The 17,505-nt window shown below is 28.5% G+C and carries 14 protein-coding genes and 1 pseudogene; all 15 read left to right on the top strand.

The window, feature by feature from the left end:
- The 15 genes and pseudogenes from AC0L3M_RS12040 (at nucleotide 1) to AC0L3M_RS11970 (ending at nucleotide 16,358) form a co-directional block, all read left to right on the top strand.
- Nucleotides 1-1,011 carry an SDR family oxidoreductase gene (locus AC0L3M_RS12040; RefSeq protein WP_473430912.1) on the top strand — a complete coding sequence of 337 codons (1,011 nt, stop codon included), beginning with the start codon at nucleotides 1-3 and terminating at the stop codon, nucleotides 1,009-1,011.
- Nucleotides 1,012-1,062: 51 nt separating this feature from the next.
- Complete coding sequence (locus AC0L3M_RS12035; RefSeq protein ID WP_292948133.1) at nucleotides 1,063-2,070, top strand: polysaccharide biosynthesis protein; 1,008 nt, start codon at nucleotides 1,063-1,065, stop codon at nucleotides 2,068-2,070.
- A gap of 8 nt (nucleotides 2,071-2,078) precedes the next feature.
- Nucleotides 2,079-2,519, top strand: a complete 441-nt coding sequence (locus AC0L3M_RS12030; protein ID WP_473430911.1) for a WxcM-like domain-containing protein — start codon at nucleotides 2,079-2,081, stop codon at nucleotides 2,517-2,519.
- On the top strand, nucleotides 2,504-3,637 hold the full coding sequence (locus tag AC0L3M_RS12025; RefSeq protein ID WP_473430910.1) for a polysaccharide biosynthesis C-terminal domain-containing protein: 1,134 nt from the start codon (nucleotides 2,504-2,506) through the stop codon (nucleotides 3,635-3,637). The genes AC0L3M_RS12030 and AC0L3M_RS12025 overlap by 16 nt, the downstream gene beginning before the upstream one ends.
- A gap of 11 nt (nucleotides 3,638-3,648) precedes the next feature.
- Nucleotides 3,649-4,785: a non-hydrolyzing UDP-N-acetylglucosamine 2-epimerase gene (gene wecB / locus AC0L3M_RS12020; RefSeq protein ID WP_292948129.1), complete on the top strand. Its 1,137-nt coding sequence runs from the start codon at nucleotides 3,649-3,651 to the stop codon at nucleotides 4,783-4,785.
- On the top strand, nucleotides 4,770-5,819 hold the full coding sequence (locus AC0L3M_RS12015) for a glycosyltransferase family 4 protein (protein WP_473430909.1): 1,050 nt from the start codon (nucleotides 4,770-4,772) through the stop codon (nucleotides 5,817-5,819). The genes wecB and AC0L3M_RS12015 overlap by 16 nt, the downstream gene beginning before the upstream one ends.
- A gap of 2 nt (nucleotides 5,820-5,821) precedes the next feature.
- Nucleotides 5,822-7,228, top strand: a complete 1,407-nt coding sequence (locus AC0L3M_RS12010; RefSeq protein WP_473430908.1) for a lipopolysaccharide biosynthesis protein — start codon at nucleotides 5,822-5,824, stop codon at nucleotides 7,226-7,228.
- 364 nt (nucleotides 7,229-7,592) lie between these two features.
- The gene (locus AC0L3M_RS12005; RefSeq protein WP_473430907.1) at nucleotides 7,593-8,516 is read left to right on the top strand and encodes an O-antigen ligase family protein; all 924 of its coding nucleotides are present in this window, start codon (nucleotides 7,593-7,595) and stop codon (nucleotides 8,514-8,516) included.
- A gap of 1,215 nt (nucleotides 8,517-9,731) precedes the next feature.
- Entirely contained in the window at nucleotides 9,732-10,817 is a 1,086-nt protein-coding gene (locus AC0L3M_RS12000) for a CapA family protein (protein WP_473430906.1), read from the top strand.
- 62 nt (nucleotides 10,818-10,879) lie between these two features.
- Nucleotides 10,880-12,214 (top strand): phenylacetate--CoA ligase family protein, encoded by a 1,335-nt coding sequence (locus AC0L3M_RS11995; protein ID WP_473430905.1) that lies wholly within the window; start codon nucleotides 10,880-10,882, stop codon nucleotides 12,212-12,214.
- 4 nt (nucleotides 12,215-12,218) lie between these two features.
- Nucleotides 12,219-13,367: a glycosyltransferase family 4 protein gene (locus AC0L3M_RS11990; RefSeq protein WP_473430904.1), complete on the top strand. Its 1,149-nt coding sequence runs from the start codon at nucleotides 12,219-12,221 to the stop codon at nucleotides 13,365-13,367.
- 23 nt (nucleotides 13,368-13,390) lie between these two features.
- Nucleotides 13,391-13,969, top strand: coding sequence for a hypothetical protein (locus tag AC0L3M_RS11985; RefSeq protein WP_292948114.1), 579 nt, complete (start codon nucleotides 13,391-13,393; stop codon nucleotides 13,967-13,969).
- 6 nt (nucleotides 13,970-13,975) lie between these two features.
- Nucleotides 13,976-14,576 (top strand): annotated as a pseudogene (locus tag AC0L3M_RS11980) (sugar transferase).
- 6 nt (nucleotides 14,577-14,582) lie between these two features.
- Nucleotides 14,583-15,224: an acetyltransferase gene (locus AC0L3M_RS11975; protein ID WP_473430903.1), complete on the top strand. Its 642-nt coding sequence runs from the start codon at nucleotides 14,583-14,585 to the stop codon at nucleotides 15,222-15,224.
- 3 nt (nucleotides 15,225-15,227) lie between these two features.
- Nucleotides 15,228-16,358: a DegT/DnrJ/EryC1/StrS family aminotransferase gene (locus tag AC0L3M_RS11970; protein ID WP_473430902.1), complete on the top strand. Its 1,131-nt coding sequence runs from the start codon at nucleotides 15,228-15,230 to the stop codon at nucleotides 16,356-16,358.
- The last annotated feature ends 1,147 nt before the right edge of the window (nucleotides 16,359-17,505 follow it).

Here is a 17,505-nt window from a genome sequence, read left to right as displayed (position 1 = left end):
ATGCTGTATCAAAACAAATATCATAATCAAGACTTATCAAAATATACATTTCTAGTAACAGGAGGAGCAGGGTTTATTGGTTCTAATTTAGTAGAATATCTTTTAAAGTATGATGCTAAGAGGGTTGTTATTTTAGACAATCTCGCAACTGGTCATCTAGAAAATATTAAACCGTTTTTAGAACAGCCTAATTGTGAATTTATAAATGGGGATATCAGAGACTTAGAAACATGTAAAAAAGCAATGTTGGGTGTGGATTATGTTTTACATCAAGCAGCATTAGGATCAGTACCACGATCAATTAACAATCCAATTACATCAAACGAAGTTAATGTAGGTGGTTTTTTAAATATGTTAGTAGCATCTAAGGACTCAGAGACTGTTAAAAAAATGGTGTACGCTGCAAGTTCTTCAACTTATGGAGATCATCCAGGTTTGCCTAAAATTGAAGACCAAATAGGAAAACCATTGTCACCTTATGCAGTTACTAAATATGTTAATGAGCTTTACGCTGATGTCTTTAATAAAACCTATGGATTAGAAACTGTTGGTTTACGTTATTTTAACGTATTTGGACAAAGACAAGATCCAAATGGTGCTTATGCAGCTGTTATACCAAAATTTATTGGTCAGTTTCTTAATAATGAAGATTTAACAATCAATGGAGATGGAAAACACTCAAGAGATTTTACCTTTATTGAAAACGTAGTACAAGCTAATATAAAGTCTGCCTTAACGCCTAACAAACCAAATGTAAACCAAGTTTACAACGTGGCATATGGAGAAAACACTAATCTGTTACAGCTTGTAGAGGCTATTAAAGATGGATTAACAGCTTTGGATAAATCTACATCTTCCAAAGTAATTCACGGTTCTGATAGAGCTGGAGATGTTAAACACTCGTTAGCAGACATAACCAAAGCAAAAGATAACTTTGGATACAATCCTAAATACTCTTTTTCGGAAGGAATTAAACTAACAGTAAAGTATTACAAGGAAAAAAGTATCTAGCAAAAAACAAACAGCTAATATTTTTTAGCTCTAAAACATAAAAATTATAATATGGTTTTTAAGAATAAAATATTATTGATAACTGGTGGTACTGGGTCATTTGGAAACGCTGTATTGAACAGATTTTTGGATACAGATCACTTCAGTGAAATTCGTGTATTCTCAAGAGATGAGAAAAAACAAGAAGATCAAAGAAGAAGATTATCACACCCTAAAGTAAAGTTTTACATTGGTGATGTTAGAGATCCGCAATCTGTAGAAACAGCTGTAAGAGGTGTGGATTATATATTTCACGCTGCAGCATTAAAACAAGTACCATCATGTGAGTTTTTTCCTGTAGAAGCAGTTAAAACAAATGTTTTAGGGACAGAAAATGTTTTAGAAGCAGCTATTAGAAATAACGTAAAAAATGTCGTGGTATTAAGTACGGATAAAGCTGTTTACCCTATTAATGCAATGGGTATTTCAAAAGCAATGATGGAAAAAGTATTAGTTGCAAAATCTAGAAATGCAGGTAATACAATTATTTCCGGAACACGTTATGGAAACGTAATGGCTTCAAGAGGTTCTGTGATACCATTGTTTGTTGATCAAATTAAGTCAAATCAAGATTTAACTCTTACAGATCCTAGTATGACTCGATTTATGATGACATTAGAAGATGCTGTAGACTTAGTATTATACGCATTTGAGCATGCAAACCCAGGAGATATGTTTGTACAAAAAGCACCAGCTGCAACCGTAGAGACTTTAGCTCAAGCATTATTAAGTATGTATAAAAGCGAAAGCGAAATTAAAGTCATTGGTACACGTCACGGAGAAAAACTTTTTGAGTCTCTATTAACAAGAGAAGAAAAAGTTAAAGCTGAAGACATGGGAGACTATTATAGAATTCCGGCTGACAATAGAGACTTAAACTATGCTAACTATTTTTCTGAAGGTGAAATAGATATGAATACAATAGAAGACTATCATTCTCATAACACAGAACGTTTGGATGTTGAAGGAATGAAAAAATTGTTATTAAAGTTAGACTTTATTAAAGAAGACATTAACTAAATATCTAAATGAATAAAGACGAACCTAAATTAATTTTAGGAGGACAGCACACCGATCAAAGAGGACAAATAGAATTCTTTAATGAATTTGACATGGGTCCTATCAAACGCGTTTATTTTACTACGCATTTTGATATTGAAACTGTTAGAGCTTGGCAAGGACATATTATAGAAAGTCGTTGGTTTACTTGTGTAAGTGGTAGTTTTATAATAAAACTTATTCAGATTGATGATTGGGATAACCCATCGGATAATTTAAAAGAATATGAATATGAATTATCTTCAGAAAAACAAGAAGTACTCTATATTCCAAACGGTTACGTAAATGGGTTTAAAGCATTAAAAACAAACTCTAAACTAATGGTTATGTCTAATTACGGATTTAATGAAATAGAAAACGATGAAGTAAGATTTGATAAAAATAAATGGGTTAAATGGGACAATTATTAAAAGTAGGAGTTACTGGACAAGGAGGTTTTATGGGCAAGCACCTATATAATTTTCTAGGTACCAAGGAAGAAAAAATTAAACGAATAAATTTTGAAAGAAATTATTTTGAAAACCAAAACTTACTTCAAGATTTTGTAAAGTCATGTGACGTGATCGTTCACATAGCAGCTATGAACCGACATGAAGATCAACAAGTAATTTATAATACTAATGTTGAATTAGTAAAAAAAATTATTTCTGCTTGTGAAGTAACAAACGCTACACCTAAAATTATTTTTTCATCGTCAACCCAAGAAGAAAAAGATAATCTATACGGTAAATCTAAACGAGATGGAAGACAACTTCTAGAAAACTGGGCACAAATTAATAATGGTAAAGTAGCATCATTAATAATTCCTAATGTTTTTGGACCTTTTGGAAAACCGTTTTACAACTCTTTTATAGCTACATTTTCTCATCAAATTATAAAAGGAGAACAACCAACAGTAATAAATGATAGTACAGTAAATTTAATATACATAAACCAATTGTCTCAGGCTTTTTATACTGAAATCATAAAGCAAGCTGACGACAACATTACATCATATGTAGTACCTCATACATCCTCTAAAAAAGTATCAGAAATTTTAGAATTGTTATATGATTATAAAAAACATTATTTGGATAATGGGCAAGTTCCAAAAGTGGATTTAAATTCTTTTGAATTAGATCTTTTTAATACGTTTACTAGTTTTATTCCTAAAGATTATTTTCCAAGAAAATTCATAAAACATACCGATAATAGAGGAGCGTTTGTAGAAATCATGCGTGCAGGTAGCGCAGGGCAATCATCATACTCAACAACTGTTCCTGGAATTACACGTGGTAACCATTACCACACACGCAAAGTAGAACGTTTTGCTGTAATAAGCGGTAAAGCCTCTATTAAACTCAGAAAAATCGACTCAGAAGAAGTGATAGATTACATATTAGATGGAGACAATCCAGCATATGTAGACATGCCAATTTGGTACACACACAATATTACAAATATTGGTGAAACAGAATTAATAACATTATTCTGGATAAATGAACCATACAATCCGGAAGACGCAGACACATATTTTGTAGAAGTATAATAAAAATTACAATGAAAAAACTAAAAGTAGTAACGGTCGTTGGAACACGACCTGAAATAATAAGACTATCGTGCACATTAATAGCATTAGACCAAAGTGATGCTATTGAGCATATTTTAGTTCACACAGGACAGAATTATGATTATGAGTTAAACGAAATTTTCTTTGATGATTTAGGACTAAGAAAACCAGATTATTTTCTTGAAGCTGCAGGAAAAAACGCAACAGAAACAGTTGGGAATATTTTGATTAAAATAGATCCAATTTTAGAAAAAGAAAATCCAGATGCCTTTTTAGTACTTGGAGATACTAATTCTTGTTTATGTGCTATTCCAGCTAAAAAACGTCAAATCCCAATATTTCATATGGAAGCTGGAAACCGTTGTTTTGATCAACGTGTCCCAGAAGAAACTAATCGTAAAATAGTTGATCACGTATCAGATATTAATCTAACGTATAGTAGTATTGCACGCGAATATTTACTTAAAGAAGGACTTTCTCCAGATAGAGTTATTAAAACAGGAAGTCCAATGTATGAAGTTTTAAACAAGTTTTTAACTAAAATCAAGAATTCTAATGTTTTAGAAAAATTAGGTTTAGAAAAAAACAAATTCTTTGTAGTATCCTCTCATAGAGAAGAAAACATAAGCAATCCTAAAAACTTTAAAGGCCTAATAGATTCTTTAAATTTAATAGCAGAAACTTACGATTATCCTATAATAGTATCTACGCATCCAAGAACACGAAATATGTTGGATAGTAAAGATATGAAAACACATAAAAACATTCAGTTTTTAAAACCATTAGGATTTTCAGATTATAACGCATTACAAATGTATTCTTTTGCTGTGTTATCAGATTCTGGTACAATATCAGAAGAGTCTTCTATCCTTAATTTTCACGCACTTAATATTCGTGATGCACATGAGCGTCCAGAAGCTATGGAAGAGGCTTCTGTGATGATGGTAGGACTAAATCCAGAACGTATTATGCAAGGATTAGCAGCGTTAAATGTTCAAGAAAGAAGCCCTAAAAGAAATTTTAGAGAAGTATATGATTATTCTATGCCAAATGTTAGCGAAAAAATAGTAAGAATTATACTTTCTTATACTGATTATGTAAATAGGGTCGTATGGTCAAAAGAATAACGATTTTATTAAACTCTAATACTGAAGGTGCAGGTTTAAATAGGATAAGATTATGTGCTAAAGGCTTTGAAGAACTAGGTATAGAAGTGCAATGGATTTATCTGTTGGATAAAAATTTAAAATATAAGGTTTTTCAGCTTGCTAATTTTTTTGTTCAGTGTATTAAACTTCTTTTTTTAAAGAATCGGAAAATATGGGTTTATGGGCACAAACCAAGTTTTGTACTTAAACTAATTAAAAGTAATAACCTTATTTTTGAAAGAACAGAGTATCCCTTACAGTTAATACAATCTGACAGCAATAAGAAAGAGGACTTAAATAACTATAAATATGCATCTAAATTTATTTCGTGCTCAGATGCATTGATTAATTACTATAAAGGTTACACTAATGATAGTTGTGAGTTTATTAAAGTACCAGCTGTTGTGGATTATAACAAATTTTCTAAAACAGACATGACTTCACCATTAGGTGAAAGAGAATATATAGCTTATTGTGGCGATATGAATAACAATAAAGATGGGATTTATGATTTATTAAAGGCTTTTGCTTTAATTTCTAAACAATTTTCGTCAATATCACTTTGTTTAATTGGAACTGCTTCTAAAACCGAATTAGGTAAAATTCAGGCAACTGTTAAAGATTTAGACATAGTGGATAGGGTTCATTTTACTGGTAGAATACCGCATAGTCAAATGCCTACATATTTATTTCATGCAAAACTTGTTGCTTTAGCTAGACCAGATAATAAACAGGCTGAAGGAGGTTTTCCTTCTAAATTAGCAGAGTATTTATCTACAGGTACACCAACATTAGTAACTAAAGTTGGCGAAATCCCTTTATATATAAAACACAATATAAATGGTTTTTTATCAGAGCCTAGTAACCCTGAGCTGTTTGCTAAAAATATTGCAATTATTTTAAAAGATTACGATAAAGCAAAACAAGTTGCAAGATCAGGTCAACAATTAGCTATAAATGAGTTTGCTTATAAAGCAAAATCAAAATTACTAGCCGATTTTATATTTAATTAATTGTGAAAAAAGATTTAATAAAATCATTTTTAGTATACGGTATAGGTGATGCGTTTTCAAAACTTGTACCTTTTTTATTATTACCTTTTTTTACAGAAGTTTTAGTTCCGTCAGAGTATGGAATTTTAGAAATAATAAATACAATTATTTTAATTCTAGCAGTTTTAGGTCGTGTACAATTGGACACTTCATTACAGCGTTTTTTTTACGAAGAAAAAAATCAATCTAAATTAGTATCTACGATCTTTTGGGCAATTACATTGTTTTCATTAGTTCTAGGTGCTATTGCATTCTTGTTTTCATATCAATTATCTGTACTTATTTTTGAGAATCCTGATTATAGTTTATTAATTAAAATGGCTGCTATTGTGGTTTTTTTAATGAATGTTAATTCCTATTTTTCAATAGTATGTCGGTATTTAAATATGCCTATATATTTTACTGTAATTACTTTTTTAGGCGTCTTTTTAAATGGATTGCTATCATTATATTTAGTTTATTATTTAAAAATAGGTCTTATAGGTATCTTATATGGTCAAATTCTAGGTTTTGGCACAACAGCCTGCTTGTTTATGATACTGTGCAGGAAATACATCCGATTTACCTTTTATAAAGATATTTTTAATAGATCTTTAAAATTTGCATTTCCCTCCTTTCCAGCAGCAATTTTGGCGGTATTTAATATGCATATAAACAAATTTGTAATACTTTATTTTTTAACATACGCCAGTATTGGTGTTTATTCTATCGCATTAAATATAGGTAGTGGTGTAAATATTATTGTCGGAGCATTCTCTTTGGTATGGTATCCATTTATGTATAAAAATTATGATAATACGCAAGGGAAAAAACTTATTTATGATATATACTATTTAGCTTGCTTTTTAATAATGATTGTTATTATAATAATATCATGTTTTGTTGAGGATTTGCTTCCTTTTTTAATTAAAAACACTGCTTATCATGATTCTTTTTATTTAGTAGCAGCTATGTCACTTTGCTTTTTTTACAGAATTATCAAGTATATTTTAGACAGCAGTATACTTATTCAAAAGAAAACAATCTATATTACATATCAGTATTTGGCTACATTGTTTATTAATATTTTATTTTTATTTGTGCTTATAAACAAACTTGAATTGCTAGGTGTCGTTATTGCTTTAATTTTAGCTACAATAACCAGTTTAGTTATTAGTTTTATTTATATGAAAAAAATCAAGATATTTTCATTTAAAGCTTCTGTATTAAGTTATACATTACTTATCGCAGTAATAGTTGTGTTTATAAATTTACTTTATGATTTTGATTTTTTATATCGTTTATTATTTGTTTTAATGTCAATCTTTATATCATTTCTAATAATAGCGAAAAATTACAATTTAAATTTACTAAGCAAATTTAAATTCTGAAAGTAATGGAAGTTAGCAAGTTTAGGTTTTGGGATTTATTTAAAAGTAAAGTAACATATTATTTGTTAATTCTACTTTGTGCTTTTCCATTAATGGTTTTTCATATACAGTCCAAAGTAATAATTGTTTGGGCATTGTTGTCACTAATTTTTATGGTAAAAAAATCTGGCAAAAAATTTGTTAGAGAAAATTTAGTCTTATACTTTATAAACATTGGTTGGGTTATTTGGCTTCTTGCTACCTTAATTTATTCTAGTGATGTTTTGGTTGGCTTAAAAGAATTTGAGCGGATTATTTCTATAATAATAGTTCCTCTAATAATCTTTTTTTTACCGATAGAATATCTAGTCGGAAAAAATTTATATTGTTTTTAACTTTTGCAATAGCTATTCTGTGTTTTACTATTTATAGTTATGTTTATATCATTAATTACTTTAAAGTTCATTACTATTCTTTATACCTAAAAGGAAATGAGTTTGATTTATTCCATTACATTAAATTTCATTTAAAAGTTAGTAGATTATATCTTTATGGTAGTGATTCAGACTCTAGTTTTTTGCTATTTTATCACAAGTCCTATTATTCTTTGAGCTTATTGTTTTGTATATGCTTTTTGGTTTATAGCACTTTTAAAAAGCCTAAGTATAAATTTTATTTTATACCGCTTTTATTAGTTTTTGTACTTATGATGTTTGTTCATTTATCAAAAGTTCATGTATTACTGCTTGTTTTTTTCTGTGTAATTTCACTTTTGTTTTATCTTAGTAAAATTGACTTATCAACAATTAAACATAAGAATATAATCATAATAGTAAGTATGATTACAGCAGCTATTGGATATTATGGAGCTAATAAAAATGCAGACTATCTAGGGAGTAGTTTTATAAGTAGAAATAATATTAATGAGTGTTCTGTGGCACTAATAAAAGAAAGTCCTATTCTTGGATATGGCTTTGGTAGTGTTAAAAGAATAATGAAGGATTGTTATACAGAAAAATTAAAAACAAATCCAAATTTTAAGTTTCCATTACAATTAAATCAAAACACTCATAATTATTATTTTTATATTTATTTGTCTGGAGGAATATTAGGACTGATCTTATTTTTAATAATGGCATATTATAATATTAATATAGCGTTGCAAAATAACGATAAGTTATATTTGTTGTTTTTAATAGGCTTTTTTATAACCTTGTTGTTTGAAAACTCTCTATTTAGAATTTACGGAATATTGTATTTCACCATTTTTAATAGCATTTTTTTACAAAAATACTTAAGAACAAATTAGAATAAAATTGCAATCCTACAAATGACATATTTTATTTATTTAATATTTAATGTACTAGTTTTCGCTACAATTATGACCGTTTATCTTTATGGGACAAAAAAAGTCACATTAAAGATGTCAAATGTTTGGCAGAAAAAATTCATTTGGCTTTTACTGTTGTTTCACTTATTGTTCACCTTTGCTTTTTATTTATTGTCGGTAAACTCAACTTCGGACGCAGGCGCATATTATAAAGTGGCATCATGGTCCAAGAGCTGGTTTACATTATTTGGAATGGGAGCTGATTTTATGAGATTTATAACTTACCCATTTGTAAAACTCCAATTTTCCTATTTTAATATTAATTTATTATTTTCAATTTTTGGGCTTTTTGGGTTTTATAATTTATACTACCTTTTAATTAAAATTGCACATAAAGATAACAGTAAGATTTATTGGGGAGCTAATGTATTGTTCTTGCTGCCTACTTTTCATTTTTATACATCAGGTATAAGTAAGGACAACCTTCTTTTTTTTTAGTAACAACACTAATGACTTACCTCTACTTTAAGGAGCTAAAAATTTGGAAATATTTTGTAATCCTATTGTTAATCTTTTTTGTAAGATCTTATTTACTAATTTTCTTATTTGTTTCGTATCTAATTTATATTCTTTTTTTAAGTAAAATTAAAGTCATAATTAGGGTTTCCATTATTCTTTTAGGTTTATTAGCATTGTTTATAATGGAGCCAATTATATCTTCAAAATTAAACATCGAGATTTTCTCATTAGATAGTGTTGCTCAATTTTTAGAAAGGGTACAATCTTATGGTACAAATGACAGACTAGGAGGAGGAATAATCGATGCTTCAAATATGTCCGTTTTATATAGGATGTTTGCTTTTTCGTATTTACCATTAATTCTTGAATCTAATTCTCTTTTAAAGCACCTTACATCAGTTGAAAATTTCTTTCTGCTTTTTATTTTTTTTAAGTTTCTATTAAGTAGTGGTAAATTTAAATTGTTTAGCACATCAATTCCATTAATAAAAGTTACGATAGTGTATACTTTAATAACTTGGTTTATAATGAGCTTTACTTTGTACAATTTAGGTGTTTCAACACGACATAAATATATGTACATCCCTTATCTATATTTGGTTATATTTGTGCACTTAAAAAAAGAAAAGATATTAGTCTTGTCTGATTTATAAGCATATATATAAATATTACATTATGAAAATTGCATTGTTAGGTGATATTGGCTTTTTTGGAAAATATACCTTAGAAAACAATACCGATATTAAGCAATATTTTAAATCTGTTTCCGAGGTTTTAAGTAAGTACGACTTAGTAGTTGGTAATTTAGAGACTCCTTTTGTAGGTGATTTAAAACCAACTTTAATAAAATCAGCTTGTATAGGTTCTCTTAATGAAAATGTACAACTATTAAAATACTTAAACATAAGTTGTGTTAACCTAGCTAATAACCATTTATTGGATTATGGTATCGATGGTTACAATTTGACTTTAAAGTTATTAAAGGAAAACAATATTAATTATTTTGGAATAGAAGATAAAGCATATTGTTTTGAAAAAAATAACAATAAAATTGCATTTCATGGTTACTGCGCCTACAATACTAGTCCTGCAGGAATGTATAGTAAAAGAAAAGGGTACGGAGTTAATGTTTTAAATTTTCCAAATGTATTAGAAAATTTTAAAAAGTTTGATAGTCAAGGTTATTTTAATATATTAAGTATGCATAGTGGGCAAGAACATATAAACATTCCTAGCTTTGAAGATATAAAAATGGCAAGATGTTTATCAGAAACAGCTCCTTATGTTTACTATGGTCATCATCCTCATGTATTACAAGGAATAGAAACGGTTAATAACGCTCTTATAGCATATAGTTTGGGTAATTTTTGTTTTGATGATATATATACAACAAAATCTAAAGAACCATTAGTTGTTCAAAATGAAAATAATAAATCATCAATAATATTAGAAGTTGAAATTATAGATAATAAAATAGCTAACTATAAATCAATACCTATTTATTGTGATGAGAAAGAATTAGTAGTTGGATCAAAACTTATTGAGAAAAACATAAAGGAGTATTCAGAAAAACTAAAAATTAATGAGTCTGATTACACAGAAGCTAGAAATAAACAAATAAGTAAGTTTGTTAATAGCAGAAAACAAATGCGAGATTTTAATTGGTACCTTAAAAGATTAAGCTACCAGTCGATTGTAAGGATTTACGACGCAAAATCTAATATTAAAAAACAACACGATAATGTGTCACAATATTTTTAGAATTTATTATGCTTAAGCTGTTTTTTTTATTACCAAACGGATTTCAAAACTTAGTAATATCCTTGATTAATTCTTTGCAATATAAAAAGCGATACGGAGGGAATTATAAAAAATATAGAGCTGAAATAAATAAAAAAGAAGATTTAAAATTATCAAAAATTAATCAAATTCAAGAAGAGAAAGCTTTAAGTTTTTTAAACTATACTATTTTAAACTCTAAATTTTATCAAGAAAAATACAAGGATATTGATGTCAATAAAATAGAAACAATTTCAGCTTTTAAAATACTTCCTATTTTAAAAAAAGAAGAGTTAAGAAAACATATTGATTTGGTTTATACTATTCCAAAAAATAAGGGAGTTATCTCTAAAACTGGAGGTACAACAGGAAAACCTTTAGAGGTCATATATACCAAAGACGATATACAAACAAGATTTGCCTATTTAGATAACTTTAGGGGACGATTTGGTTACAAATTAGGTAAAAAAACAGCATGGTTTAGTGGTAAAAAATTGCTTTCAGACAGAGATGTTAATAAAAACAGGTTTTGGAAGCACGATTTTATTAATAAAGTAAGATTTTATTCAACATTTCATATTAATCAAAAATATTTAGAATTTTATATTAAAGATTTACTTCAATATCAACCAGAATATTTTGTTGGATTCCCTTCCACATTACTTGAGATAGCAAAATATGGATTAAAAAACAACCTAGCATATAGCAGTGATAACTTAAAAGCTATTTTTCCAACAGCTGAAAGTATAAATGATAATGACAGAGAAGTAATTGAGTCTTATTTTAAAGCTCCTATATATGATCAATACGCTTCTTCAGAAGGAGCACCATTTATTTTTGAATGTGTAAATAAAAACCTACATTTAGAGCTTTCAAGTGGTATATTTGAGGTGTTAGACGACGACGACAAACCAGCAAATACAGGTAGACTAATATTAACGTCTTTTAGTACTCATGGAACGCCATTAATTAGGTATGATATTGGTGATAGACTTAAATTAGCACAAGATAAAACTTGTAATTGTGGTAATAATAATCCGCTTGTTTTGGAGATATTGGGTAGAATAAATGATTTTGTGTATTCTCCTGAAACTGGAAAAATTAATTTAGGAAACATATCAAACACACTTAAAGGTGTAGAAGGCGTTATTAAATTTCAAGTAATACAAGATAATTTAGATCAATTAGATATTAATATTGTTATAGATAAACCCAGTTTTAATGAAAATAATCGATTAATTTTTAAACAAAATTGGATTGATCGTGTAGGAGAAAAAATGAAGCTAAACATTCATACGGTAAATGATATACCAAAAGAGAATAGCGGAAAATTTAGAATAGTAAAAAATAATATTAAGCATTTAATAGAAGAACAATAACCAAATGTCAAAACCCAAATTAATACGGATAACAACAGTTCCTCAATCCTTAGCCATTCTTTTAAAAGGGCAACTAGGGTTTATGAAACAACATTTTGATGTAATAGGCATTTCTTCCAAAAGTGCTTTGTTACAAGAAGTCGAGAAAAATGAAGGGGTAAGAACTTTATCAGTAAATATGACTAGACAAATTACTCCAATTAAGGATTTTGTCGCATTATATAAGCTATATAAAATTTTAAAATCCGAAAAACCTTATATTGTTCATACTCATACGCCAAAAGCAGGATTATTAGGTATGATAGCGTCTTACCTTGCAAAAGTTCCTAATAGGTTACATACAATTGCAGGTCTACCTGTTATGGAGGCAAAAGGCCTAAAAAGGCATATTCTCTTAGGTGTAGAAAAAATAACCTATGCTTGTGCTACTAAAGTTTATCCAAATTCTAAGGGATTGCAGGATTTTGTTTTAGAACAAAAGTTAATCACAAAGACTAAGTTACGTATTATTGGAAAAGGTAGTTCTAATGGTATTGATACAAATTATTTTAATAAATCTAATTTTAATGAATCTGACTTATTAAACCTCAAAGAAACTCTAAAAGTTACTTCAAATGATTTTGTATATATTTTTGTAGGTCGACTGGTTACAGATAAAGGCATTAATGAGATGGTAGAGGCTTTTTCAACTATAAGTAAAGACAACAGTCGTGTCAAATTATTACTTGTAGGACCTCTAGAGAGTGATTTAGACCCTTTGCAAAGCTTTACTTTAAACCAAATAGAAACTAACAATCAAATCATATCTGTTGGTTTTCAAAAGGACGTAAGACCTTATTTGGCCATATCAAATGCTTTAGTTTTTCCTAGTTACAGAGAAGGGTTTCCAAATGTAGTTATGCAAGCAGGAGCAATGGGATTGCCTGCTATTGTTAGCAACATTAATGGTTGTAACGAAATAATTGAAAACAACTTTAATGGTTTAATTATACCAACTAAAGATAGTGGTTTGTTAAAAGAGAAAATGGAACTAATTTTAAAAAATTCCGATCTATGCAAGAAAATGAGTGCAAATTCGAGACAAAAAATAGTCGTTAATTATAACCAAAAATATATTTGGGAAGAATTGCTACAAGAATATAAAAAATTATAAATTTGAATTGTAAAGTTTGAACTATGAAAATCAACATTAAATTAGTTATCCTATTTTTATTAATCATATCAGTTAATGCCTGTAAATCAGACAAAAGCGATCAGTCGGATACAGATGAGCAAAATTTAGAAATAGATGAAACCAACACGGAAAAATTAACTGAGAATAAAAACAAAATTGATGATGAAAATTTTATTGTTAAAATTGATTTTAGCTCAAGTGAAGAAGGGTTGTTTCAAGTACTATATAACTTACAGCAGGACCCAAGTCAATGGGAAAAAAGATATTTTAAAATAAATAAAGGAGAAGAAGTTCAAACTATTGAAGCTAAGTTTGATTTAAACAAATTTGGCTCACCAAAGATAGTAAGACTTATTCTAGGAGGAGAACAGCCAAAACAAATTAGCTTAAAAAAATTCCAACTATCTGGAGACGGTAATTTAATAGATATATCTTCAGATAATTTTGATGAATTTGTTAATGTAAATGAATTTGTACAGTTAAATAAACAAAACAATACCTTAACAACTTTTAAGGTTAAAGATAGGCACATTCCTATTATTGCGCTTTCTAAAAAAGCATTAGACTCATTGTTATATTAATTGCTTGTGTATAAAACTATTTTTAAACGCTTAATTGACCTTCTCATATCAATAACTGGTATGATATTTTTATGCCCTATATTTTTAATTGTCTTAATTTATTTGTGGTTTTATAATCAAGGCTCTCCATTTTTTTCAAAAAAGACCAGGTGAAAACTGTAAAATATTTTCAATAATAAAATTTAAAACCATGAATGACAAAAAAGATGTTCATGGAAATTTATTATCAGATGAACAAAGGTTGTCTAAAGCTGGGAAAATTATTAGGAAATTATCATTAGACGAAATCCCTCAATTAATTAACGTAATTAAAGGAGATATGAGTTTAATTGGTCCTAGACCTTTATTGGTAGAGTATTTACCACTATATTCAAAGGAACAAAATAAGAGACATCTAGTTAAACCAGGAATAACTGGTTGGGCACAAGTAAATGGCAGAAATGCTATTAGTTGGGAGAAAAAGTTTGAATTAGATGTTTGGTATGTTGAAAACATTAGTTTTAAATTGGATATTAAAATCTTCATAAAAACAATTTTTAAAGTAATAAAATCAGAAGATATCAATACTGAAAACCAAGCAACAACCACTAAATTTAAAGGTAGTTAATATATTATGGAAAAAATTGCAATAATTGGAGCTGGAGGTTTTGGGCGAGAAGTTAAAACTTTAATAGATAGCATTAATCAATCAGAAAAAAGGTATAATTTAATAGGTTTCTTTGATGATAATATTGATCGTGGTACCATAGTTAATGGATTAATGGTATTAGGAGGATTAACTGATTTAAATAAAATTGATTATAAACTAAATGTAGCTTTAGGCATTGGTGTTCCTGATGTTAAACAAAGATTAATATCCAGTATAACAAATTCAAACATTAATTTCCCTAATTTAATTCATCCTTCTGTTATACTATCTGGTGATGATGTAACATTAGGAAAAGGTAATATCATTTGTGCAGGAAACATCTTAACATGTAATATAATAATAGAAAACTTTATCACTCTTAATTTATGTTGTACAGTTGGACATGACACTAAAATTGGTGATTATAGCTCATTTATGCCTAGTGTAAATATTTCTGGTGAGGTAGATATTAATCAGTCTGTTTATGTTGGTACAGGTGCAAAAATAATAAATCAATTAAGTATTGGAGAAAACACTATTGTTGGCGCAGGAGCAGTCGTTGCAAAAACATTACCAGCCAATTGTACAGCAGTTGGTATACCAGCAAAACCAATAAAATTCCATTAGACTATGAATACTAAAATATGGCTATCCTCTCCACATATGGGAGGAACTGAACAAGATTATGTAAAAGAAGCTTTTGAGGCTAACTGGATAGCACCACTAGGACCAAACGTGAATGGTTTTGAAAAAGATTTAGAAACTTATTTAGGTGAAGATAAAAAAGTAGCATGTTTATCATCTGGTACTGCAGCTATACACTTAGCGTTAGTTCAATTGGGAGTTCAACTAAATGATGAGGTTATTTGTCAAACCTTTACTTTTTGTGGTTCATCTAACCCAATAGCATATCAAGGAGCAACACCTGTGTTTGTAGATAGTGAGTCTGAAACTTGGAATATGTGCCCTAAACAACTTGAAATAGCCATAGAAGATAGAATAGCTAAAGGTAAAAAACCAAAAGCAATTATTATAGTTCATTTATATGGAATGCCTTCAAAAATTGACGAATTATTGCAAGTAGCTTCAAAGTATAAAATCCCAGTTATTGAAGATGCTGCAGAAGCTTTGGGGTCAACTTATAAAGGAAGGAAGTGTGGTACATTTGGAGATTTTTCTATATTATCTTTTAATGGTAACAAAATAATTACGACATCAGGAGGTGGAGCAATGGTGTGTAATACGGATGAGGATAAGATTCAAACGGTTTTCTATGCTACGCAAGCAAGAGATAACGCACCACATTACGAGCATTCTAAAATTGGATACAATTACAGGATGAGTAATATTAGTGCAGGAATAGGAAGAGGTCAAATGGAAGTTTTAGATAAACACATTGCTTTAAGAAGAGATATGCATGATTTTTATGTTGATTTGTTTGAAGATATCAAAGGAGTAGAGGTGCAAAAACAACCTAGTTCAGATTTTTACTCAAATTTTTGGTTAAGTTGTATTTTAATACATGAAAACGCTGCGTTTACAAAAACTCAATTTCAGGAAGCTATGGAGGCTGATAATATTGAAACTAGACCTTTATGGAAACCAATGCATTTACAACCTGTTTGTGCGGATAATCCTTATTATGGAGATGGGTTTTCAGAGAGTTTATTTGTAAAGGGTCTGTGTTTGCCTTCAGGATCAAATCTTACAATAGAAGAAAAAAACAGAATTAAACATAGTATAGCATCTCTTATTAAGTAACGGTATTTTAATGCTTTAAAATAGTTTTACATTGTTTTTGTAATTAAATAAACGCTTAACAACTCTGTTTTTAATCACTATAACAAAAACAAACTAAAGTGATAATTAATATAATATTTATACTGCTTTTAGTAGTTCTGTGTGTTGCGATTTTTAGATTTTTCGCAAAAAAATCAAATGGTTTGTATACCAATATATTGCTATTTGGAGTAAGTATAGTTCACTTTTTTATATTTGTTTATCGTTTTTTTTACCTTAATATAGATGATGTAGACTCTAGAAGATTTTATGATGTAGCAAGCCAATCTACTGATTGGTTTAGCCTATTTGGAATAGGGAACAAGTCTATGCCTTTTTTGTTATACCCATTTGTAAAAATAGGAATAAGTTATTTTAGTCTCTCTCTGTTATTTAGCATTTTAAGTTTTATAGGTTATTTAATTTATTTTAAGATACTTACAAAAAGCATATCTAATAAAACCCTATTAGAAAAGACTTTGATTGCCCTTTTTTTATAATACCTTCTCTACATTTTTGGACAGTATCTATAAGTAAAGAAGCTATTATTTTTTTATTAATGGCTATGGTTTTTGAAAAAATAAATAATCTTAAATTTAGCAACTTAAATATAATTGCTAGCATTGTAATTATATTATTTATTAGACCATATTTGGCAGCTATTCTTATGTTTCCATTAATTATTTTAAATTTTAAAAATTTCTCTTTTAAATATAAAATAATAATCACTAGTATCTTAGCAGTATCAGTACCAGTAATTTTAAATTTTCTAAGAATCTCTAGTCTTGAAAGCTTAAAGTCAAACTATCTAAAAGTCATATTGTTTGCTAAAGAAAACGGAAGTAGCTCAATTAATTTATTAGATAATAATTATTTTGAAAGGGTGTTTCTCGTTTTATTTAGACCTCTTTTTTATGATGCTCAAACTATACTACAGTATTTAGTTTCGTTTGAAAATGCAATTTGGATAATTCTTTTTGTTATATTTATTTTACTTTTAAAAAACAAACCTACCGTGTTTAAGAGTATGATTTTTAAATTCTTAATTATCTATGCAATTAGTGTTGTAGCTTTTTACAGTATTTATATGTATAACCTAGGTTTGGCAAGTCGAATGAGGGTAATGTTT

The organism is Olleya sp. KJ81-1 (assembly GCF_055808135.1).
The sequence above is the reverse complement of the archived record's forward strand: the minus strand, read 5'-3'. Positions and strand labels throughout refer to the sequence as shown.